18 protein-coding genes and 1 pseudogene are annotated in these 23,325 nt (G+C 40.4%); 14 read left to right on the forward strand and 5 right to left on the reverse strand.

Translation table 11 applies throughout. The features are described 5' to 3' along the window. Positions 1-62 precede the first annotated feature (62 nt). Positions 63-983, reverse strand: a complete 921-nt coding sequence (gene catA, locus FTU36_RS05090) for a catechol 1,2-dioxygenase (RefSeq protein ID WP_180041619.1) — start codon at positions 981-983, stop codon at positions 63-65. A gap of 280 nt (positions 984-1,263) precedes the next feature. Here catA and FTU36_RS05095 point away from each other — a divergent pair, with 280 nt between their 5' ends. The 4 genes from FTU36_RS05095 to FTU36_RS05110 all read left to right on the forward strand — a co-directional run bounded on the left by FTU36_RS05095 (position 1,264) and on the right by FTU36_RS05110 (position 7,680). Next, complete coding sequence (locus FTU36_RS05095; protein WP_180116921.1) at positions 1,264-2,178, forward strand: LysR family transcriptional regulator; 915 nt, start codon at positions 1,264-1,266, stop codon at positions 2,176-2,178. A 191-nt stretch (positions 2,179-2,369) separates the two neighbouring features. Beyond that, positions 2,370-3,743, forward strand: coding sequence for an MFS transporter (locus FTU36_RS05100; RefSeq protein ID WP_180116922.1), 1,374 nt, complete (start codon positions 2,370-2,372; stop codon positions 3,741-3,743). Positions 3,744-3,919: 176 nt separating this feature from the next. Continuing rightward, entirely contained in the window at positions 3,920-5,182 is a 1,263-nt protein-coding gene (locus tag FTU36_RS05105; protein ID WP_257223057.1) for a DcaP family trimeric outer membrane transporter, read from the forward strand. Positions 5,183-5,550: 368 nt separating this feature from the next. After that, positions 5,551-7,680, forward strand: a complete 2,130-nt coding sequence (locus FTU36_RS05110; protein WP_180116923.1) for a TonB-dependent receptor domain-containing protein — start codon at positions 5,551-5,553, stop codon at positions 7,678-7,680. A gap of 108 nt (positions 7,681-7,788) precedes the next feature. Here the strand turns inward: FTU36_RS05110 and FTU36_RS05115 are convergent, their stop codons facing one another. Both FTU36_RS05115 and FTU36_RS05120 read right to left on the reverse strand, forming a co-directional pair. Then, complete coding sequence (locus FTU36_RS05115; RefSeq protein WP_180116924.1) at positions 7,789-9,225, reverse strand: amidase; 1,437 nt, start codon at positions 9,223-9,225, stop codon at positions 7,789-7,791. A gap of 120 nt (positions 9,226-9,345) precedes the next feature. Continuing rightward, the gene (locus tag FTU36_RS05120) at positions 9,346-10,770 is read right to left on the reverse strand and encodes a PLP-dependent aminotransferase family protein (protein ID WP_180117004.1); all 1,425 of its coding nucleotides are present in this window, start codon (positions 10,768-10,770) and stop codon (positions 9,346-9,348) included. Between the two features lie 197 nt (positions 10,771-10,967). Here FTU36_RS05120 and FTU36_RS05125 point away from each other — a divergent pair, with 197 nt between their 5' ends. Further along, on the forward strand, positions 10,968-11,783 hold the full coding sequence (locus tag FTU36_RS05125; RefSeq protein WP_180116925.1) for a hypothetical protein: 816 nt from the start codon (positions 10,968-10,970) through the stop codon (positions 11,781-11,783). A 220-nt stretch (positions 11,784-12,003) separates the two neighbouring features. On the opposite strand, the gene FTU36_RS05130 is transcribed toward FTU36_RS05125, so the two are convergent. Together FTU36_RS05130 and FTU36_RS05135 are read right to left on the reverse strand one after the other, a co-directional pair. After that, complete coding sequence (locus FTU36_RS05130; RefSeq protein WP_168379604.1) at positions 12,004-12,162, reverse strand: hypothetical protein; 159 nt, start codon at positions 12,160-12,162, stop codon at positions 12,004-12,006. Positions 12,163-12,283: 121 nt separating this feature from the next. Further along, the gene (locus tag FTU36_RS05135) at positions 12,284-13,165 is read right to left on the reverse strand and encodes a LysR family transcriptional regulator (protein ID WP_078193328.1); all 882 of its coding nucleotides are present in this window, start codon (positions 13,163-13,165) and stop codon (positions 12,284-12,286) included. A gap of 163 nt (positions 13,166-13,328) precedes the next feature. On the opposite strand from FTU36_RS05135, the gene FTU36_RS05140 reads away from it, so the two are divergent. The 9 genes and pseudogenes from FTU36_RS05140 to FTU36_RS16695 form a co-directional block, all read left to right on the forward strand. Then, positions 13,329-14,846: a CoA-acylating methylmalonate-semialdehyde dehydrogenase gene (locus FTU36_RS05140; RefSeq protein WP_180116926.1), complete on the forward strand. Its 1,518-nt coding sequence runs from the start codon at positions 13,329-13,331 to the stop codon at positions 14,844-14,846. 15 nt (positions 14,847-14,861) lie between these two features. Beyond that, positions 14,862-15,761 (forward strand): 3-hydroxyisobutyrate dehydrogenase, encoded by a 900-nt coding sequence (gene mmsB / locus FTU36_RS05145; RefSeq protein WP_180116927.1) that lies wholly within the window; start codon positions 14,862-14,864, stop codon positions 15,759-15,761. An 80-nt stretch (positions 15,762-15,841) separates the two neighbouring features. Beyond that, positions 15,842-17,497 carry an AMP-binding protein gene (locus tag FTU36_RS05150; protein WP_180116928.1) on the forward strand — a complete coding sequence of 552 codons (1,656 nt, stop codon included), beginning with the start codon at positions 15,842-15,844 and terminating at the stop codon, positions 17,495-17,497. A gap of 120 nt (positions 17,498-17,617) precedes the next feature. After that, entirely contained in the window at positions 17,618-18,745 is a 1,128-nt protein-coding gene (locus tag FTU36_RS05155; protein WP_180116929.1) for an acyl-CoA dehydrogenase family protein, read from the forward strand. 81 nt (positions 18,746-18,826) lie between these two features. Next, entirely contained in the window at positions 18,827-19,600 is a 774-nt protein-coding gene (locus tag FTU36_RS05160; RefSeq protein ID WP_180109346.1) for an enoyl-CoA hydratase, read from the forward strand. 23 nt (positions 19,601-19,623) lie between these two features. Continuing rightward, positions 19,624-20,649 carry an enoyl-CoA hydratase/isomerase family protein gene (locus tag FTU36_RS05165; protein ID WP_180116930.1) on the forward strand — a complete coding sequence of 342 codons (1,026 nt, stop codon included), beginning with the start codon at positions 19,624-19,626 and terminating at the stop codon, positions 20,647-20,649. Positions 20,650-20,852: 203 nt separating this feature from the next. After that, positions 20,853-22,190: an MFS transporter gene (locus FTU36_RS05170; protein WP_180116931.1), complete on the forward strand. Its 1,338-nt coding sequence runs from the start codon at positions 20,853-20,855 to the stop codon at positions 22,188-22,190. Between the two features lie 492 nt (positions 22,191-22,682). Continuing rightward, complete coding sequence (locus FTU36_RS05175; protein ID WP_180008158.1) at positions 22,683-22,919, forward strand: VF530 family DNA-binding protein; 237 nt, start codon at positions 22,683-22,685, stop codon at positions 22,917-22,919. Between the two features lie 127 nt (positions 22,920-23,046). After that, positions 23,047-23,320, forward strand: a pseudogene (locus tag FTU36_RS16695) (DUF1826 domain-containing protein); the annotation flags it as partial. Positions 23,321-23,325 lie beyond the last annotated feature (5 nt).

The following is a 23,325-nucleotide window of genomic DNA, read 5'->3' on the forward strand; positions in this document are numbered from 1 at the left end:
AGGGGATAGTCGCCGAGTTGTCAAACTTGGATGAGACAGCTCGGCTTCCTTTGAGTGAGTAATTAAGCGCTAGCGCGTCGACGATCAACTTCAGTATTTGGTGCTGCAGCTTGTTCTTTGACTAACTCAACATTAAAACTAATGTGTTTAAACGGTTGGTTTTGGCCACGACGCGCAATTTCAGCTTCGTCTGTGATATCAACAGCAGTTGCTACCAGACCATCACGAGTTGCAAAGGCAAAGTCGTCCCAAAGGTATTTATCACCTTCGATGTTGAATTGAGTGGTTAGCTTGCGGTAACCTGGTGCAGAGATAAAATAATGTACATGTGATGGACGGTTACCATGACGGCCTAATTTGTCTAAAACAAATTGAGTTGTACCTTCTGGAGGGCAGCCATAACCAACTGGCATCGTGGTTTGTGCAACATATTTACCGTCTTGGTCAGAAAGAATCGTACGGCGAAGGTTAAAGTCAGATTGTGACTTATCAAAGAAAGAATAGTTACCCAGGCTGTTGGCATGCCAAATTTCAACTTTAGCGCCTTCAATGATGTTGCCTTCGGTATCTGTTACTGTACCTTCAATAAACAGGGTTGGAATTTTATCGGTTTCCGTACCATCATCCATACGAGCAAAGCCAACTGATTCAGGTGCGCCAGCTACATATAAAGGGCCTTCAATGGTACGTGGTGTACCACCTGTAATACCTGCTTTCGCATCAGCTTCATCCGCACGTAAATCAAGATAGTGCTCTAAACCTAAACCAGCGGCTAAAAGACCTAATTCGTTCGCTTGACCCGCATCTGTAAAATACTCTAGACCTTTCCATAGTTCAGTTTGAGTAATATCTAGATCTTCAATCGCTTGGAATAAATCACCCAATAAACGTACCACAACTTGTTGTACACGTTGGTCAACAGGCCCTGTTGCTGTATCTACGTTCATTTGTTTAACCAGAACATCAATCTCTTGACGGTTCATACTATATCTCCTTAAGTATGCATTTAAGTATGGGTGGCTATCACTCGATAAAAGAGGTCTTTGGCTGCCACGTTCCTTGTTTGGTTGTCTAACAATACTTTTTAAGTTGTTTCGTGTAGCAGCTGAAGTTTCTTTCAGGTATGGGCTGCACGATGTTTTTGATCTGTTGGATGGGATTAAATTTGCTTAATCCTGTCTATGTGATATACCTTAAAAGAATAAAATCTTCACGTCGAAGATCAAATTTGCATTTTATTATACTTAATAGGTATTGATAGCCATGGAACTAAGACACTTAAGATACTTTGTCGCGGTGGTTGAAGAGCAGAGTTTTACCAAAGCGGCAGAAAAACTATATATAGCTCAACCACCTTTGAGTCGGCAGATTCAAAATTTGGAACATGAGCTTGGAATTCAGTTATTTGAACGCGGTAGCCGTCCGCTTAAGACTACAGAAGCAGGCCAATTTTTTTATCATCATGCTTTAAAACTTTTGTCTAATGCAGAAGAAATTAAATCAATGACGAAACGAATCGGTTTGACAGAAAGAACAGTGACAATCGGTTTTGTGAGCTCTTTATTGTTTGGTTTACTCTCGAATATTTTGTACTTATTTAAACAACAACATCCACATTTAAAAATAGAAATGGAGGAAATGGCCACCACAGAACAAATCAAAGCATTAAAGGAAGGTCGTATAGATGTCGGCTTTGGGCGTTTGCGTATTTCAGACCCTGCAATTAAACGGGTTTTACTGCGTGAAGAACGCTTAGTAGTTGCCTTACACGCTAGTCATCCTTTGGCACAAAAAAAGGAAGGAGTCTATCTTGCAGATCTGATCGATCAACAATTGATTTTTTACCCAAATCACAATAAACCGAATTTTTCGACCCAAGTGCGTGGCATATTTTCAGAGTATGGTTTGGAACCTAAAAAAGTACGTGAAGTACGTGAATTACAACTGGCCTTGGGCTTTGTTGCAGCGAATGAAGGGGTTTGTATGACCCCAATGAGTGCCCAAAGTGTGCAATTAACACATTTAACATTTGTTCCTATCTTAGATGAAGCTGCGATTAGCCCTGTATTTATGGCTGTGCGTAATATGGATGAAAGCGAAGATATTCGTGGTTTATTTGATAGTGTTTATCAAGTGTATGATTTAGAAGCGATTCCATATGATCGTGCTGTGTTTTGAGTATGCTGTCGCTAGTCGTTCAGATGAACTGCACATATGAAATGATCTATTTAAATAAAGCGGAATCAAGGGATTAATTTGTATTCAACTTTTTAGGTATACAAACATGCCTAATCGGTTTTGGACATTAAGCACCGACTTATTCATTGTGAAAAGCGAATTTTACAAGCTTCACAATTAGGAGGTGGGCTATGCAAAACCAGAAAATTAATATTAATACCTTGGTTGATGAAGCCAAATTTACGCCATTTCATTGGGGTGTTTTAATTTGGTGTCTTTTGATTATTATTTTTGACGGTTATGACTTGGTGATCTATGGCATTGCCTTACCGTTGTTGATGCAAGAGTGGTCATTATCTGCGGTACAAGCCGGCTTACTGGCAAGTACGGCTTTATTTGGCATGATGTTTGGTGCCATGTGTTTTGGCACACTGTCCGATAAAATTGGTCGTAAAAAAACCATTATGATCTGTGTCGGTATTTTTAGTGGTTTTACCTTCTGTGGCGCTTTTGCAAGTACCCCAGTTGAGTTTGGTATTTTACGTTTTCTTGCCGGTCTAGGCATTGGTGGCGTTATGCCGAACGTGGTCGCATTAATGACAGAATACGCGCCAAAACGTATACGAAGCACCTTGGTTGCACTAATGTTTAGTGGATATGCTATTGGTGGTATGGCTTCAGCATTATTGGGTGCTTGGTTAGTGCCTGTATATGGCTGGAAAATCATGTTTTATATTGCAATTATTCCATGTCTAGCACTGCCTTTAATTTGGAAATTCCTCCCTGAGTCATTGATGTATTTAACCTCAAAGCATCAAACAGATACAACTCGAATGATTGTCTCTAAAATTGCCCCTGAACAAGTCCTCACAACAGATACTCAATTTGTACTCAATGAGGTTTCTGAAGAAGACAAAGCTCCGTTAAAAGCATTATTTCAACAAGGCCGTAGTTTCAGTACGTTTATGTTCTGGATTGCATTTTTCATGTGCTTATTGATGGTTTATGCACTTGGAAGTTGGTTACCAAAATTGATGATTCAAGCTGGCTATTCACTTGGTGCAAGTATGATTTTCCTCTTTGCACTGAATATTGGTGGAATGGTAGGTGCTATTGGTGGTGGTGCTTTGGCAGACCGATTCCATATCAAAAAAGTACTGAGCATCATGTTTATGTGTGGCGCGTTGGCTTTAATCTTACTGGGCTTTAACAGTCCGCAAATGGTTCTGTATACCTTAATTGCTGTTGCTGGTGCAGCTACTATTGGTTCGCAAATCCTACTTTATACCTTTGTCGCACAATACTATCCAACTACGGTACGTTCTACAGGTATGGGCTGGGCATCGGGGATTGGACGAATTGGTGCAATCGTTGGACCGGTACTTACTGGTGCGCTGTTAACCATGAATTTGCCGCATCAAATGAACTTCTTGGTGATTGCCATTCCCGGTGTCATAGCTGCATTAGCGATCTTTATGGTGAATTTGCAAGCGTCAGTAGAAGCGTCTACTCAAGGTCAGTCGCCAAAGCTCAATACGCAAGCCATCAAAAATCCAGCGAATTAAGCATTCTTAAATAAATTTAACATTACCCAAAATTTTAAGTTTCCAGGCCCTAATGCACAGCATGAGGGCTAGTGGAAAATTGTGACAAAAAATAAGGAAAGGGCATTGCCCAAATCGAGGTCAGGATGAAAACTCAAAAGCTAAATTTAGTCAAAAAAACCTTTAAAATTAAACCGATGATACTGGCTTGTGCAGCCGTGTTCCCCATGTGGACACATGCGGCAGTCAGCGAAGCTGAAGTTGAGCAGTTGCGTGAAGAAGTCAAAGCGTTAAAAGCCATGATGCAGCAATATGTTCAACAGCAAAACACTTTGTCGAGTGAAATCAAAGACGTAAAACAAGGGTCTGTAGTTGCTGCGCAGAATCAAAAACCGACTCAAACACCGAGCCTGAGTTTAAATACCAAATCGGGCGCTGAGTTTAGCTTGTATGGCAATGTGCGAGCAGATGCATCTTATCAGGCAGAAGGCGGCAGCTTATCTCGCCTGTATAACCAAATGAATAGTGTTCCGATAGAAGGGAATGCTGAAAGTTCAGATCGTTTAAAAGCAACACTTGCTGCCACACGTTTAGGCCTAGACTTTAAAACGCCGACTCAAGTGGGAGATGTAGGCGGTAAAATTGAAGTCGACTTTTTGGGTGCAAATGATGGACTACGTATTCGTCATGCCTATTTAACCTATGGCAATTGGTTGGTGGGGCAAACATGGTCTAACTTTGCTGTACCTGATTATATGCCTGAAACCATTGATGCATTGGGCTATGTCGGTGGTGCTGTTAAACGTACACCGCAAATTCGCTATAGTCACAAATTTAGTCCTGAGACAAATCTCGTGCTCGCAGCTGAAGATTCTAAAGATGACAGCTCAAATATGCGTTTGCCTGCATTAACTGCGCGTTTAAATTATAAAATGATAGATACGCTGACGTTGAGCGCACGTGCGATGGGTGCTGAAAAGAAAACGGATACGGATACAGAAACTGCATGGGGGCTTGGTCTGGGCGCAAAGCTAGATTTGACGGATAAAACAGTGCTCAAAGCGGATTATTACCATGTCAAAGGCGACAGTAGTTTTGTGTCATGGACCAACCAAGGTTTTGTGACCAATGCGGATAAAGACATCATCGCCACCAATGAATTTGACTCGATTACAGTAGGTTTAACTCAACAAATTTCAGCACAATGGCGCGGAACATTGGGCTATGGTTATATGAAAGCAGATAATAATGCAGATTATGTCAACTCATTAGTCGATAAAACCAAGGCCAATAAAAACTTGTGGCAAGCATGGGCAAATGTATTTTACAGCCCTGTTAAGCCGATTAGTTTAGGTCTGGAATATGTCTATGGTGAACGTGAAGCATTTGGTGCTGCACCAAATGGCAGTACTAAGGGTGAAGATAACCGAATCAATGCGGTCGCGATGTACAACTTCTAATGCCGTTACAGAGAATTGTTTAATTTAAATTGCCTTAGAAATTTCAATATCAATTTAACGAGAGCGTGATTGAAAGTATGTTCAGGATTTGACATCTAACTTTCCGAAAATCTTTCAATGCGTACTCTCAATCCATACACGCCCTTGATCTTCACTGATTGAGGGCTTTTATCTTATTTAGAAACTTTTATTTTTGACTAAAAAATATAATTATCTGTTTTATTTCATTTAACAAATCATTTGAATATAAAAATACGAAGAAGGATATTGATAAATATCATGAATTTTGAAATATTTTGATACATACATGATGATAAAACACACTATAATCCTTGCCGTCAATTTCGTTTCACTTAGAAGACGCAATCATGGATGTCCCTCAATTTTCCAAATATAACAACACGTCACTTAAGCTTTTAAGCCTGATGATGCTCACCGCGATGGCACCATATAGTGTTGCAGATAGCAATGTATTACCTGAAATCACCATTAACGTTGAACAAAGTTCAATGGATGATCAAATAAAAAAAGCACTGACTAAAGTAAATGGTGCAACCAATGCGATCGTTGCAGCAGACATTCAAGATGTACCCAAGCGAACAAATGCTGATTTATTTAAAAATCAACCGGGGATATACGCGGCATCTTCAGGAAATGAAGGGGTGAAACTGTCGATACGTGGCTCGGGGATCAATCGTGCACCGGGGGCGCATGCTTCAGGGTTGTATGTGACCTTAGATGATTTGCCATTTACAGGGCCGGGTGGGACACCTTATGAACTGCTTGAGCCGCTGTGGGTAGACCATATAGAGGTTTTACGGGGGGCTAATGGTTTAACACGTGGTGCATTAAGCTTGGGTGGTCTAATTAACTATGATAGCCCAACTGGAAAAAATGCAGCAAAACTGTCAGTGCATCATGAAATGGGTAGCCACGGTTATCAGAAAAGTGAAATCAGCTCAGGACAACAAATCGGCGACTTAGACTATTATCTTTCCTTAACGCAAAGTGATGATGATGGTTTTCAAGATCATTCCTCAAGCCAGAGCAAAGGTTTATCGGCCAATGTGGGATATAAAATAAACCCTAACCTAGATACACGTTTTTATCTGCGTTACCGAGAGACTGAACACCAAACGCCGGGACGTCTAACCCAACAACAGATTGAACAAAATCCAAAACAAGCAGTAGCCCAAAATATCTCGCTGAATAATAATCGTCCGCAGCCGGGAAGTCTTTGGTTGGCGAATAAAACCAATATGACTTTGGACTCGGGCGATCGTTTACAGTTGGGGCTGGCCTATCATCATTATCCGATGGATTTGCAAGAAGGTTTGTATAGTACCGATGTTGACTATGACGATATCATTACCTTATTTAACTACCAATTTGACCGAACGCTATGGGGGCATGAAAGCCAAAATACTTTAGGTTTTCGTAGTACCACGCATTTGCCAGATGGTCAGGTCGTTGAACGCTTGCGTGTAGCGCAAGGCGCCTATGCTGCGGATACAGAAACGCGGCATTATACCTACCAAGGTGGTGACTATGTTTTACATTATGCCAATGCCTTGGCACTACACCCACAGTTTTGGCTCGATAGTCGAGTTGCATTGGCGTACACCCATCGTGAAAGTGAAGTGACATGGCCTGTGCAAAGTCATAAAGAAAATATTCGTGAATGGAATGTCCTGCCATCGCTAGGTTTTCGATATCAAATCCAACCTGAAACACAGCTCTTTGCCAATGTCAGTCGAAGCTTAGAAGCACCACATCCATGGGCTTTAATTTGGGGTTCGGATCAAAAGTTCCCCGACGAAAGTGGCGCAGCGACGGGACGCCAAAGTGCTCCGATTCATTTGAATAGTCAGACAGCGAACACTCTTGAACTAGGTGGGCGTGGTCAACATGCACTAGGTGAGTGGAATATTGCATATTACTATTCGCAGGTTAAAAATGAACTGTTGGCTGTTGAAATCCAACCAGAGCCTAAAAAGATTATTGCCGAATCGAATGCTTCAGACACCATTCATCAAGGGATTGAATTCGGTTTAAACAGTTCACTTTGGCAAAATGATGAATATGGACAAGTTCAACTGAAACAAGCCTATACCTTGAATGATTTTCACTATAAAAATGATGCGGTATTTGGAAAAAATGAGCTTGCAGGTATACCAAAACACATCTATCAGGCTGAACTGAAATACGAACATCCTTTAGGCTTTTATGCTGCGGTTAATACACTTTATGCCGCAAAGGTCGCATCCGACTATGCCAATAGCTTCTACGCAAAAGATTGGCAAATTTGGGGAGCATCATTCGGCTATATGCAACCACAAAAACAGTATTTGGCTTGGTTGGATTTCAGAAATATGGCCAATAAAAAATATGCATCTACCGTGACATCGGGCTATAACGATGCCGGCAAAGATCCTGCTCGTTTAACACCGGGTGAAGGTCGGGCGGTATATGCAGGACTGACGTATCATTTTAATTAAGCATCTTATATTCAAATACAGCGAACAATTGAAAAGCCTTATGCTGCGGATCTGAAAATAAAAAAGGGAGCCAATCAGCTCCCTTTTTTTAACTCTTTGATTAGTTTGTTAAGCAGTTCGAGGCATATCCTGAATACGTCGCCATGGCTGAGCTTCTTCAATTTCATATGCCAGTTCAATTAAGGTTTTTTCATCACCGACATCGGCTGAAATTTGCATACTGATCGGTAGTCCGTCGTTTTGCGTTTCTCCCATAGGAATCGACATACCCGGCGCACCCACCACATTTTGGATAGGTGTAAATGTCACATAGTTCTGTATACGCTCAAATAACTGGTCAAACGGTAATTGAGGTGACAAATAGCCAATTTTAGGTGTGGTATGTGCAAGTACAGGCGATAGCAAAACGTCATAATGCTTAAAGATTTCACGATATTGTTGCTGCATTTTCTTTAATCGATACAGAAACAGCGGGGTTTTATAAAAGTTCTTTTTATACAACTTCGATAAACCAACGGTTAAGTGATCTAACTCTTTTGGATTAAAGTCAGCGCCAAAGATTTTCTTGCCAAAGGTACTCAGTAAAAAGGATAACATCCCCCAATATTCACTAAAATCTTCAACAAAGCTTAAGGAAAAAGGTAATTGAAGTTCTTCAACATGATGGCCTAATTTTTCTAAGAGTGCTGCACTATGCATTAAGGTTGCAGTTGTTTCGCTATCTATTTGCCCTGTAATCGATTGCGGGACTAAACCGATGCGTAATCGACGTTTAGAAGGCCCATAAATCATGCCTATGCGTGGCAGCTTTTTATTGTAATAACTTGATTCCATTCCTGCATAGAAATGAGCAGTATCTCGTATGCTACGGGTTAGGACACCTTCACTGATGATATTAATCGGAAGAGAGCCTGCTGCTTCACTGTCATAAGTACGGCCACGGCTAGGCTTTAATCCAATCAAACCGCAGCATGCAGCAGGGATACGAATCGAACCACCGCCATCATTGGCATGGGCAATCGGCACTACACCGGCTGCAACGAGAGCTGCGGAACCCCCTGAAGATGCACCGCAGGAATAACTTAAATGCCAAGGGTTATAGGTGGCTGATCCATCTTTATATTCGGTGCTGGCATTTAGACCAAATTCAGGGAGCTTGGATTTTCCTAATACGACAAACCCTTGATCTAAGATTTGTTGGCTAATTTGAGGATTACGATCGGCTGGTTTTGAACCGATGGCCTTTGAACCATGGCGTGAGGGCAATCCTTGATAATCTAGATTATCTTTAAAGAAAAAAGGGACACCCGCAAAAAGACCATGTTCAACATATTGATTTTGCTCTAAAGCACGCTGAAAACAGTCCAGTTCAATGGCATTTAGATGCGGGTTCACTTGTTCCGCACGTGCAATGGCCGCTTGTGTTATTTCTTGCACGGAGGCTTCTTTAGATTTGATGAGCTGTGCAATCCCCACAGCATCTAGATCTGTGAGTACATCCGAACTAAAGGCATGTATGCGTTGACTGTGTTTTTGATCTTCCATGAACGAACCTATTTGTTTTTTGAATTTTGGTAAATATTGAATGAATTCATTGTTATCTCAACAACAAATATATGTATTTGAACAATATCTGTTTGAGCATAATAATGACAATAAAAATTGTCAAATATTCGTCTGATCTGAGGAAAGTGCAGAGATTGTACTAAGGAGGGCATCTAAAGCCTGTTGAATCTCATCCTTCCATGCAAAGGAACAATTTAAACGGATATATTGAGTTTTGGCTTCCGCAACATTAAATAAACGGCCTGGAGCAACGCCAATCTGCTGTTGAATTAAGGCTTCATAGACTGCCATACTTTCAACATTTTCCGGTAGTTTTAACCAAAGAAAATAACCACTTGGATGATATTGTAATTTGCATCCAGTCGGTAGGCGGCTTTCTAAATAACGGTAAAACTGTAATTTATGTTGCTGTAGACTTTTTCTTAAGACCCGTAAATGTTTTTCATAATGATAATTTGAAATAAATTCCACCAAGGCATTTTGCAATAAGGTATTAACGGAAATCGTGCTCATGAGTTGTAAGTGTTGAATCGCTTGAGAGTATTTACCGGCGTGTACCCAACCCACTCGAAATGCAGCGCCCAACGTTTTAGAAAAAGATGAGCAATGTAAGACCATATTATTTTGGTCAAAATATTTCATTGAAACGGGCTTCTTAGAGGCATAATGCATTTCCTCATACACATCGTCCTCAATTAAATGCACATGATATTGGTGTAATAACACGGCAATTTTTTGCTTGATTTCATCACTGACTGTGAAGCCCACAGGATTATGCGAATTCAGCATCAGCCAACAGATCTTGACGGGATAAGTTTTTAAAATATGTTCAAACGCGGTTAAATCAAAACCATCTTGTGGATGTTCAGGTAAGGTCACCACTTTAAGGCCTAAGCGCTCTGCAGCTTGCAAGGCGCCATAGAAAATATTTTGCTGTAACACAATATAATCACCCGGTGAGGCAATGGCCTGTAAGGAAAGATTCAGTGCATCCATACAGCCTGAGGTAATCACAATATCCTCTGGATCTGTGGCAATGCCTTGCATGCAATAACGCTGTGCAATCAACTTACGTAGGGCTAAATTACCGGGTGGAAGATTATCAATGGCATCGTAACTTTTGGGATTTCGGGAAATTTGCCCCATGATTTGGGTTAACTTTTTAGAAAAAACAATGTCTTGAGATGGAAAGGCTGAACCCAATGGAATGATTTTTTCATCTTGTATTGATTTTAAATACTTAAAGACCAGAGAGTTAATTTCAACCGGTGTGTTTAAGGACACGATTTGAGTTTGTTCAGCTTCTATTTCGACTAAGCCTTGCGCCACATAGTAGCCAGATTTCTCACGTGCATAGATTAAGCCACGTGATTCCAACTCCTGATAAGCATTCATGACCGTGATTAAACTAAAACCGGACAACTGCACTTGTTCACGTAAAGACGGAAGTTTTTCGTGCGCTTTTAAAGTGCCATTTTCAATCAGTTGACGTAGGTGCTGTGCGAGCTGTTCCGATTTATACATAGTCATCAACAAGACAAAATTCTGTTATAAATATATCAGTAAAATTAATTGTGCATTATATTTTTATAACAGATGAGTCTGTACTGTTATATGTTTTTTCAAATTCACTGTATCTAGTTTTAAGCTTGAATTTTTTATAAGGTGCATTGACCACAACACTTGTGGTGTCAAATGGTATGGAAGTTAGGGAGTTGAGTATGTTTAAAGCCAGTGAATTAGAACTGTTACAACATTTACTGGTGGATGTTCCATTGACAGATTCAACGCTGCATCTGCTGCAACAACAGCATACTAATTTAGAAGCGGTGCTGTTACGTAGTCGAATTTTGCGCCAAGTACAGCAAGTGGGCTATGTCAGTATTTGTCAGGAGCATATGCACGCCAAGGCTGAAAATGCTGCTTTTTTATTTGCACCCTTTATTTTAGCGAATTTGAATCAGAAGGTGATCTACGCTACACCGCAAAGCCCTGAAAATGTTGCGATATTAAATCGTTATTATCAAGCGGAGGCTAAACTTAGCGCATTTAAAGTTGATGATGTTTTATCGGGACTAAATGTCTACATTGAGCTACATAATGAACAACTATCGCCAGCAGAATACTTCTATTTTAGTTTGATCAATAGCTTATGTAATCCGAAAGTTTCCAAAATCATTTGTATTACACATCTACATATCGACTTAGAAAAATTAAATCAGCTTGCTGAATTTTTAGATGTTGAAATCCATGTCTTGGCAGATAAAGTTGAACCGATTGACTTTGATCTAAGTAAAATCAATATGTTAAAGCTGCTATTTAAAGACAAAGATCAGCAATATATCGATTTATGCCAAAAATTTTCGTTTATTAATGCCAAAATTTTACAACGATTAGGTTTATATGAGTTTGACCGTGCGCAAGTCTTGGTAGAAGACATGTTTTATTCAGAACACATCTTTGAAAAAATGTCGGTATACGGTGAATATATTCAAACACATCTACAGCACCAAGTTAAAAAGCACAGTCCTGCATAAGCGTTTCAGATGGGCAAGTAATTTTATAGCTGTAATTTGATCACTTTAAAAATGAAAAAAAGCTTGTAAATCTAGACTTACAAGCTTTTTTTAAATTCAAATTTAAACCAATTTATTTGGCCTAATGATCCGATTAATACTTTATGAACTGATCATGAGCAAACATGAAATGTAAGATATACATGCAATAGCGAGTTGCAATAAGCGAATAGATTATCGCTTAAGGTAGATAAGAATTATCTGCACCAACGACAAACGCTACACCAATACAGAATAAAAGCACATAGATTGAGAACCAAATAATGGCACGTTTAAAGGCCTTATCTGAAATTTCACTGTCTGCATATTTTTGCGGTTTTTTAGGCTCTTGATTGCTCATAAGATGTACTCTAAATCCCTAATGGTTATAGGTGATTATTGGGGTATATCACTTGAAAGCATAGATACAACATTCATCTAAATTTCTATAACAGTTATAGTTTAGAAGCAGCCATCCTGACTTAATCCATTAATAAACTATGATATTGGTCGGTTCTTTTTCTCAAAAAGTCCCAAACCAATTTAATGCGTGGCTCATGTTGTAAATCGACTAAGGTTAGCATCCAAAAGGTATGTACAAAACGAACATCTTGCGCCAAGACCTGTTCTAATTCGGGTTTTTCCTCGGCCAAAAACTTGGGCAATATTGCCAATCCTGCACCCGCACTCACAGCAATTTGTTGAGCCAAAATACTACTACTTCTAAAGTTTGCATTGAGCTGAATAGGTAAACGTTCTAAACAATACAGTTCAGGGCTATAGACCAAATCATCTATATAGTTCACAAAAGTGTGTGATTTTAAATCTTCTAATGTATGAATGGGTTGCGTATTTTTTAAGTATTCTTTACTGCCATAAATCTTTAAACAATAGTCTGCCAGTCGAGTAATGATATAGGGGCCTGATTTTGGTCGATCGATGGAAATAACAATATCTGCTTCACGATGTGAAAGCTTGATCATTTTCGGGACAGGAATAAGGTCGATCGTCAGTAGAGGGTATTTTTTGGACAATTCTGCCAAGAGCTGTGTCAAAAATGCTGTTCCAAATCCTTCGGGTGTGCCAATTCGCACACGACCTTGCATAGGTTGGTTGGGTTTTTCGATTTGTAAAAAAGCCTGTTCCATTTGTTCAACCCGAGGAACCAGTGCCAAACCTTCTAAAGTAAGCTCATAACCTGTGGCTTCACGTTTAAATAATGGCGTGCCTAAAGCCAGTTCTAGCGCATGTATACGTCGAGATACCGTACTGTGCTCAACACCGATAATACGTGCGGTATTGGTTAGGGTTTTCGCACGAGCCAAAACCAAAAAATACTGTAAATGATCCCAATCTACTTTCATTGTTATTGTCATCCCTGTGCATATTTGCACATCAATCGTGCGTGAATCTCTATTGGTAGTCAAAATTTTCTTTGCTAGTTTGAAGTGAATTGGAAAATATAAATATAAGGCTTTTGGATATTTTCTAAGTCAGTACAAAACAATAAATACCTATGGAGAGGTCATGAACACAATGTCAAATATTCAGTCAGCGACGGCTAAATTATTAATTAACGGTAAATTTATAGAGTCAAACACTACAGAGTGGCAAGACATTCTAAATCCTGCAACTCAAGAGGTTTTGGGTCGTGTTCCAATGGCGACTATGGAAGAAGTGGATGCAGCGATTGCTTCAGCGCAAGAGGCTTTTAAAACATGGCGCTTAACGCCTGTTCAAGCACGTATGCGCATTATGCTGAAGCTACAAGATCTCATCCGTAGCAATATGAAAGAGATTGCCCGCGTACTGACTGCTGAGCAAGGAAAGACACTTGCAGATGCTGAAGGTGATATTCAACGTGGTTTAGAAGTCGTTGAGCATGCGTGTTCGGTTGGCACACTTCAAATGGGCGAATATATAGAAGGTGTTGCACGTGGTGTGGATACCTATACCTTGCAGCAACCTTTGGGTGTATGTGCAGGAATTACGCCATTTAACTTTCCTGCGATGATTCCACTGTGGATGTTCCCAATGGCGATTGTCAGTGGAAATACCTTTGTTTTAAAGCCATCTGAACAAGATCCATTATCGACCATGATGCTTGTCGAACTTGCGATTGAAGCCGGTATTCCAGCAGGCGTATTGAACGTAGTGCATGGTGGTAAGGACGTTGTTGATCGTTTATGCACACATCAAGCTATTAAGGCCATTTCATTTGTAGGCTCTACAGCTGTTGGTACACATGTATATAACCTTGCAGGACAGCATGGAAAACGTGTGCAGTCGATGATGGGGGCTAAAAACCATGTGGTGGTGATGCCAGATGCCAATAAAGAACAAACCTTAAATGCTCTCGTTGGTGCAGCATTCGGTGCGGCGGGTCAGCGTTGTATGGCTTTGTCGGTAGCTGTCATGGTTGGTGAAAGTAAAGAATGGGTCAATGAACTGGTTGAAAAAGCCAAAACTCTGAAGGTCAATGCAGGGCATGAACCGAATACCGATATTGGCCCAGTCATTTCACCTCGCTCAAAAGCACGTGTACTGGATTTAATTCAAAGCGGTGTAGAGCAAGGCGCAGAACTGTTACTGGATGGTCGTGATGTTCAAGTCATTGGCTATGAGCAAGGAAACTTTGTCGGAGCAACAATTTTTAATCAAGTTTCAACTGATATGCGTATCTATACCGAAGAGATCTTTGGACCCGTATTAGCCATTATACATGTTGATACGTTAGAGCAGGCGATTGAATTAATTAATGCCAATCCATTTGGCAACGGTGTAGGACTATTTACACAAAGTGGTGCAGTCGCTCGTACATTCCAAAGCGATATCGATATTGGTCAAGTGGGTATCAATATTCCAATTCCTGTACCTGTTCCTTTCTTTAGCTTTACAGGATCGCGTGGTTCAAAACTGGGTGACTTAGGTCCATATGGTAAGCAAGCAGTTCAGTTCTATACACAAACCAAAACCATCACCAGTCGTTGGTTCGAAGATACACAAGAAAAAGGTGAAGTGAATACCACCATTAACCTACGTTAATTTAGGAGTTCAAGGATGAATATTGCCTTTATCGGTTTAGGAAACATGGGCGGAAAAATGGCCCAAAACCTACTCAAAGCAGGTTTTACGGTTTACGGTTTCGACTTAAGCGAAATTGCGATTCAGCATTTTATTGAAGCAGGTGGCATCGTTTGCCACAGCCCACAAGATGCAGCGAAACAAGCAGATGTTGTGATGAGCATGTTGCCTGCTGCCAAGCATGTCAAAGAAGTGTACTTGGGAGAAAATGGTGTATTAGCGGTAATGAAAGCAGGAAGCTTATGTATCGATAGCAGTACCATTGATCCGCAAACCATTAAGGATATAGCCGAAGCCGGTGCTGCACATCAGATAAAAATCTGTGATGCCCCTGTTTCAGGCGGAACTATTGGTGCTCAGGCAGGTACATTAACCTTTATGGTCGGTTCAGATGATCAAACCTTTGAAAGAACCAAAGCTGTACTGTGCCATATGGGTAAAAACATTGTGCATTGTGGTGATGTGGGTGCAGGTCAAATTGCGAAAATTTGCAATAACTTGATTCTTGGTATTTCCATGGCAGCCGTTGCTGAAGGTATGGCACTCGGTGCGCGTCTGGGGATTGATCCTCAAGCCTTAGCGGGTGTGGTGAATAGTTCGAGCGGACGTTGCTGGAGTTCGGATGTATGTAATCCATGGCCGGGTATTTCAGCAAATGCACCTGCGGGACGCGGCTATACCGATGGTTTTGCAACGCAGCTGATGTTGAAAGATCTAGGATTGGCTGTAGAAGCTGCAGGACAAGTCAAACAGCCGATTATTTTAGGCGGACTGGTTCAGCAGATGTATCAACAGCTGTGTTTACAAGGTAATGCACACTTAGATTTTTCAAGCATTGTGCAGCAATACTTACCTAAGGATGCTGAATCGCATTGAACACCAATCTAGCCTAGGGATGGCTAACAATATAAACACTCGTGTCGGAATAACAATAAATTGAGACTGAGGTAGAGAAGATGTCGAATTATCAGGATGTTGCAAAGGCATTTGACTTAAATCATGCTGCCAAAGAAATGTTATCAGGCTCTTTAGAGCAATTAAATGCATGTTATGAATGCTGTGACCGTCATGCGATTGATCAAGATAAGGTAGCACTATATTGGCAAGGCAAAGATGGGCGGAAAGAACAATATACCTTTTCAGAGCTGCAACAGTGGTCGAGCCAATTTGCCAATTTTTTAAAGTCACAGGGTGTGCAAAAAGGTGATCGTGTATCGGGTTTATTACCTCGTACAGTTGAATTACTTGTGGTGATTTTAGGGGCTTGGCGAATAGGTGCTGTATATCAACCGCTATTTACCGCCTTTGGCCCCAAAGCCATTGAACATCGTTTACACCTTGCACAAAGCAAATTGGTGATCAGTGATGTGGGTAATCGCAGTAAATTAGATGAAGTTGCACATTGTCCCCAAATCGTTACTGTTGCAGATCGAGCGGGTCATGGAATTCAACAGGGGGATTTAAACTTTTGGGATGAAGTCAAAGCACAGTCTACAGATTGTGAATTTGTCTTACAGAGCATTAATGATCCATTTCTTTTGATGTTTACTTCAGGTACTACAGGTCCTGCAAAACCTTTAGAAGTCCCGCTCAAAGCCTTAATCGCTTTTGGTCAATATATGAAAAATGCGGTAGGGCTACGTGAAGATGATTCGTTTTGGAATATTGCCGATCCGGGTTGGGCTTATGGTTTGTATTATGGAATCACTGGGCCACTTTTACTTGGACATGCAACACTCTTTTACGAAGGTGGTTTTAGCATTGATAGTTTGTGTCAGATCGTAGATGACTACAAGGTGACGAACCTTGCAGGCGCACCGACAGCGTATCGAATGATGATGGCGGCTGATCCTGAACAAATGGAAAAACTCAAAGGGAAATTCCGAGTCGTGAGTAGTGCTGGAGAGCCGCTTAACCCTGAAGTGTTCCGTTGGTTTAAACAAGTCCTAGATGCACCGATCTTTGACCATTATGGGCAGACTGAAGTCGGTATGGTGGTGTGTAATCATCATGGTTTACAACATGATATTCGCGCAGGTGTAGCAGGTTATGCCAGTCCAGGATATCGCGTGGCGGTTGTTGATGAACAAGGACAAGAGCTGGCTGCAGGTACACCGGGTGTACTGGCTGTCGATATTAGTCAATCACCGATGATGTGGTTTGGTGGCTATAAAGAAAGTCGTAAGTCACCCTTTGTAAAGCACTATTACCTCACGGGTGATACCGCAGAATTACACGCAGATGGCAGTATGAGCTTCGTTGGTCGTAATGATGATGTTATTACAACATCAGGTTATCGTATCGGGCCATTTGATGTAGAAAGCGCTTTACTTGAGCATGATGCAGTGATTGAAGCAGCAGTCATTGGTGTACCTGATCCTGATCGGACAGAAATTGTAAAAGCTTTTGTGATTTTAGCTGAGCATGTCACACCGTCAGAAGAATTAGCAGAGCAGCTGGGGCAATTTGTGAAAAAGCGCTTATCTGCACATGCTTATCCACGACTGGTGGAGTTCGTTCAAGAACTACCGAAAACCCCAAGCGGAAAAATTCAGCGTTTCTTATTAAGAAATCAAGAGATTGCAAAACAATCTACGCAGCATGCAAGTTAAATGACGCAACGATTAACTCTAAATTAATGCCGAACAATCAGGATCAAAATCAAGCTTTCATTCAGTTCTAGTCATTTTCAAACTGGATGAAAGCAATTGATTGATGTACAGGAAGATAAGATGCAATTTACCGAAGAACAATTATTAATTCAGGACATGACACGCAGTTTCGCACAGGAACAAATTAAACCTCAAGCGGCCGAATGGGATAAACACGGTACCTTTCCCAAAGCGGCTTTAGCGCAGATGGGAGAACTGGGTTTATTGGGTATGTTGGTATCAGATGAATGGGGTGGTTCAGATACAGGTAATCTTGCCTATGTTATGGCTTTAGAAGAGATTGCCGCGGCAGATGGGGCAACCTCAACCATTATGAGTGTACATAACTCGGTAGGCTGTGTTCCTATTGCTAAATTTGGCACAGAAGAACAAAAGCAGAAATATTTAGTGCCTTTAGCACAAGGCAAAATGATCGGGGCATTTGCATTAACTGAGCCGCATACAGGTTCAGATGCTGCTGCCATTAAAACTCGTGCAGTTAAAGATGGCAATGAATGGGTGATTAATGGTGCTAAGCAGTTTATTACCTCGGGTCATAATGCAGGGGTCATTATTGTCTTTGCTGTGACTGACCCAAGTGCAGGGAAAAAAGGCCTGAGTGCTTTTATTGTCCCAAGAGAAACACCCGGCTATGAAGTGATTCGTACTGAAGAAAAGCTTGGATTACATGCCTCAGATACCTGCCAAATCGCACTCACAGACGTGCGAGTGCATGAAAGCCTAATGTTAGGAAAAGAAGGTGAAGGTTTGAAAATCGCCTTATCAAATCTAGAAGGCGGTCGTATTGGTATAGCGGCGCAAGCAGTTGGTCTTGCACGTGCAGCATTAGAAGAAGCAACCCGATATGCCAAAGAGCGTATTACTTTTGGTAAACCAATTTTTGAACATCAGGCAGTTGCGTTCCGATTGGCAAGTATGGCAACAGAAATAGAGGCCGCACGCCAATTGGTCTATCACGCGGCACGTTTAAAAGAAGCAGGACAGCCTTGTTTAAATGAAGCGTCTATGGCCAAGCTTTTTTCATCTGAAATGGCTGAACGTGTTTGCTCAGCAGCATTACAAGTCTTTGGAGGTTATGGCTATCTCAAAGATTTCCCGATTGAGCGCATATATCGTGATGCACGTATTTGCCAAATCTATGAAGGCACGAGTGATATCCAACGCTTAGTAATTGCCCGCAGCTTATAACGTTGTCATTAAGACATTTAAACGAAAAGGCTTCAGATATGAAGCCTACTCATAAATATCGAATATATATAGGGATCTCACATGCAATTTGAAACGATTCTGCTCGAAAAGAACAATGGTGTTGGACTCATTATTTTAAATCGTCCTCAGGCCTTAAATGCGTTGAATAGCACAATAATTAAAGACCTTAATTTGGCCTTGGATGATTTAGATCGAGATCCAACCATCGGTTGTATGGTTATTACAGGTTCAGAAAAAGCCTTTGCCGCTGGTGCAGATATTAAGGAAATGGCTGAACTGAGTTTTCCGAATATTTATTTGGATGATTTTTTTCATCTGGCAGATCGAATTGCTCAGCGCCGTAAACCTTTAATCGCAGCTGTCTGTGGTTATGCGTTAGGTGGAGGCTGTGAGTTAGCACTCATGTGCGACTTTATTTACTGTGCCGATAATGCAAAATTCGGTTTACCAGAAGTGACTTTGGGAGTAATTCCAGGAATAGGTGGTACACAGCGCTTAACGCTTGCTATTGGTAAGGCCAAAGCCATGGAAATGTGTCTGACTGCCAGACAAATGGGCGCAGCAGAAGCAGAGCAGAGCGGTTTAGTTGCTCGAGTCTTTCCTAAAGAGGAGTTGGTCGAAAAGACCTTAAAAGCTGCTGAAAAAATAGCCGAAAAATCTGTAGTGGCAACCATGATGATCAAAGAGTCAATTAACCGTGCATTTGAAGTCAGTTTGCAAGAAGGTTTACGCTTTGAACGTAGAACATTCCATTCGATTTTTGCAACTCAAGACCAAAAAGAAGGCATGCAAGCATTTGTTGAAAAGCGCCAAGCCAATTTTAAAAACAATTAAAAATAAAAAAGGATTATATGGATATGAGTACAAATAACTTAATGATTGAAGAACATGGACATTTAGGCCAAATCAGTTTAGATCGCGTGGCAAGTTTAAATGCCTTGTCTTTGGAAATGATTCAAGGGATTCAACAGCAATTAGCACTATGGGCTGATCAAACTAATATTCATGCTGTACTTATTCGCTCAAATAGTCCTAAAGCATTTTGTGCAGGTGGCGATATTCGTTATCTCTATGATAGTTATATGAATGGTAAAGAAGATCATCAAGCTTATTTTCAAGCTGAGTATGAAATGCTGAATACCATTCGTGCGTATGAAAAACCCATTATTGTCATACTTGATGGCTATGTACTTGGCGGTGGATTTGGCTTGGCCCAAGCATGTCATGTGCTTATCAGCAGCGAAAAATCTAGATTTGCCATGCCTGAAACTGCCATTGGATTTTTCCCAGATGTGGCTGCGACACACTTTTTATCACGTTTAGATGATATTGGTGTGTACATGGCAACTACAGGCGATCAAATCAGTGCTAGCGATGCGTTGTATCTAGATTTGATTGACTACCATGTTCCGAGTGAGCAACTTGTTCAATTAGAAGAAGAATTAAGAAATTCCAAGCAACTCAGCAAGGAAAATATTGAACAATTGATTGCGAAATATATTACTCGACCAGCGGAAAGTGAACTTAGTCAAAATGCAGATTTAATTCGTAAGCATTTTGGTTTTGATAGCATTGATGCCATTGAAAATAGTCTTGAAAATGAACAGCATAATGATGCTCAAGTGTGGGCGCTAAAAATACGCAATACCTTGGAACAACGATCTCCAATCGCGAAAAGAATCAGTTTACAACTCCAGCATTTAGGTCGTGGTCTTTCACTGAAGCAATGCATGCAAATTGAACGACATTTACAAGACGTTTGGTTTCAACATGGCGATATTGTCGAAGGTGTGCGCGCATTAATTGTGGATAAAGACAAACAGCCAAAGTGGCAACAGTCTAGTCCGGCTTTAGACAAAATAATGGAGGAAATATCTATTTAATCAGTGATTTAAAAAACTTTAACGGTTCAAACCCTTGGACAATATTCATATTCAATTTCTTATTCAATATGAACAAGTGACTCAACGTAAATTAAACAGATATAAGATCTAAAAATATTGATTTTCAAGAAGAAAATTATCACATAAACCAAGCATCGTGAAAATGCAACATCGAAATATCTTGCAGAATAAGGAAGATAACAATGCAAAATGTACAGGGAAATACAGCTCGACCAGCCAAGTCCTCGCATCGTTTAGCGGGTATTTCCAGCATGGTGGGTACAACCATCGAATGGTATGACTTTTTTATCTATGGTGCTGCCGCAGCACTCATTTTCAATCGACTTTTTTTCCCAAATCTTGATCCCTTAACTGGCGTATTGGCAGCATTTGCTACCTATGCTGTAGGCTTTATTGGTCGACCACTTGGTGGAATTGTTTTTGGCCATTTTGGTGATAAAATCGGTCGTAAATCAATGTTATTGGTCACATTAATGTTGATGGGTATTCCAACGGTGATGATTGGGTTGTTACCGACATTTGAAACCATTGGTTATTGGGCAACGGTCTGTTTAATTATTTTAAGATTTATACAGGGCATGGCCATGGGTGGAGAATGGGGCGGAGCTGTCCTCATGGCGGTAGAACATGCGCCAGCGGGTAAAAAAGGCTTTTGGGGAAGTTTACCGCAAGCCAGTACAGGTGGTGGTTTATTACTCGCTTCGGTGGCTTTAGGGTTAGTCTCAATGTTGCCTGAAGAAGCGTTATTTAGCTGGGGGTGGCGTCTACCATTTTTAGCCAGCATTATTTTACTGGCTGTAGGTTGGTATATTCGCGTAAAAGTGCCTGAGTCTCCAGACTTTGAAAAAGTTAAAGCACAAACCGAATCAATTAAAGTTCCAGCAAAACAAGTGTTTAAAAATCATCCTAAGCAGTTGATTACGATTATTTTATCTCGAGCTGCTGAAAATGCTTGGTTCTATTTAGCATCGACATTTGCATTAGCCTATACAACCACACAGCTGAATATTCCTCGACAAGACATTTTGTTTGCAACAATTTGTGGTGCTGCAGTCATCATGGTTATTACGCCAATTTTTGGGCATTTGTCTGATAAAGTTGGGCAAAAAAATATGTTTAGATTTGGTTTATGCGTACTAGCTTTATATAGCTATCCATTTTTTGCGATGTTAAATACTAAAGATCCAGTATTGGTTTGGACGGCCATTGTGATTGGTATTGGTGTGGTTTTTCCTTTGATGTATGCACCGCAGTCACAGTTATTTTCACGCCAATTTCCAGCAGAAATACGTTATAGCGGTATTTCAATCTCAGTTCAATTTGCAGGCGTGCTAGGTGGCGGTTTAGCACCATTAATCGCGACGAAATTGCTAAGTATTGGTGATGGAAGCCCAAATTTAATTATTGCCTATATTTCAGGCTTTGCAGTGATTGCGATTATTGCATCTTCATTTTTAAAGCCAGATCAAATAGAGCAAAAGACTAAAGTATTTAGTAGTGAGGAAATCAAATCTTCCTAAATCAACAATCAGGAAAACAGTAGACTGATTTAAATATAGAAATACATGTGAACTAGCCATAGCAACAATTGTTATGGCTTTTTTTTGTCTAAGGATTGTGGCAGGACAAATAATATTGTCAGTATTGCGTAGGATCTTGGCGGCACAAAATATGTTTGATGTGTAAGAGCAACAAATCAAGTTTGTTACACAGATGAAAGATTTAAGCACCAATAAATTAAAAAATATTAAATATCAAAGTCTTAATTATACTATTTCGTATAATATATATTATGTTAAATAGAATATCCAAGACTCTGGCCTACACAACGCATCCGTTGCCACAGCTCGACATCGTGAATCTGTAAAATTATCATTCACGATGCCGAATGCCGAAATCAGAATCTTATCAATTGGCGAATCTGACGTTCCTGATGTTTAAATTCAAACCCTCTCATTTTTTCAACTCGCTCAGGTTATAATAATGGTCTCCCAAAATATGATTGATCTAATATGAGCACCTCCAATGACCCTTTACACGGCAAAAAACTTGCTGACATCTTGGATGAATTATTGGATTACTACGGTGGTTTTGAAGGCTTAAGCCGTAAAATTGAAATTAGATGTTTTTGCATAGATCCAAGCGTTAAATCCTCACTGCGATTCTTACGTACTACACCTTGGGCACGTGAAAAAGTAGAAAATTTATATTTGTATGTCTTACGCCAAAAAGCCAAACAAAAAGCGTAACGATTAATACCTAAGCTCGAATAATCTTGTATAGCAGTTTATGTTTTAAGATAAAATAAAACTGTGAATCCTTGTAGCTATTCCTTGCACGCAGTATCTTCGCCTCAGATTTAAATTGATCCCTATTATGAGCAATACTTTTTCCCAGCATCCTCAAATTGGTGTAGTCACTACATTTTCTGAATTGATTCATAGTCATTTCGAAGGTCAAATGAATGCGCTTTGCTGGCAACGCAGCATAAGGCGACTTTAAAGAAATAGTCGAAAAACTCGAACTGATTGAAAATATAACCGAAATTTCTATAGATGATCTGATGAAGTTAACACTTTCATCGCAAGGCCATTTAGCCAGAGAAGTTATTTTAAATGATCTGCAACAATTAACAGAAATTGATAAATCGTAAGT

It is taken from the genome of Acinetobacter sp. YH12096, assembly GCF_013419215.1.
In the GTDB taxonomy this organism is placed as follows: Bacteria; Pseudomonadota; Gammaproteobacteria; order Pseudomonadales; family Moraxellaceae; genus Acinetobacter; species Acinetobacter amyesii.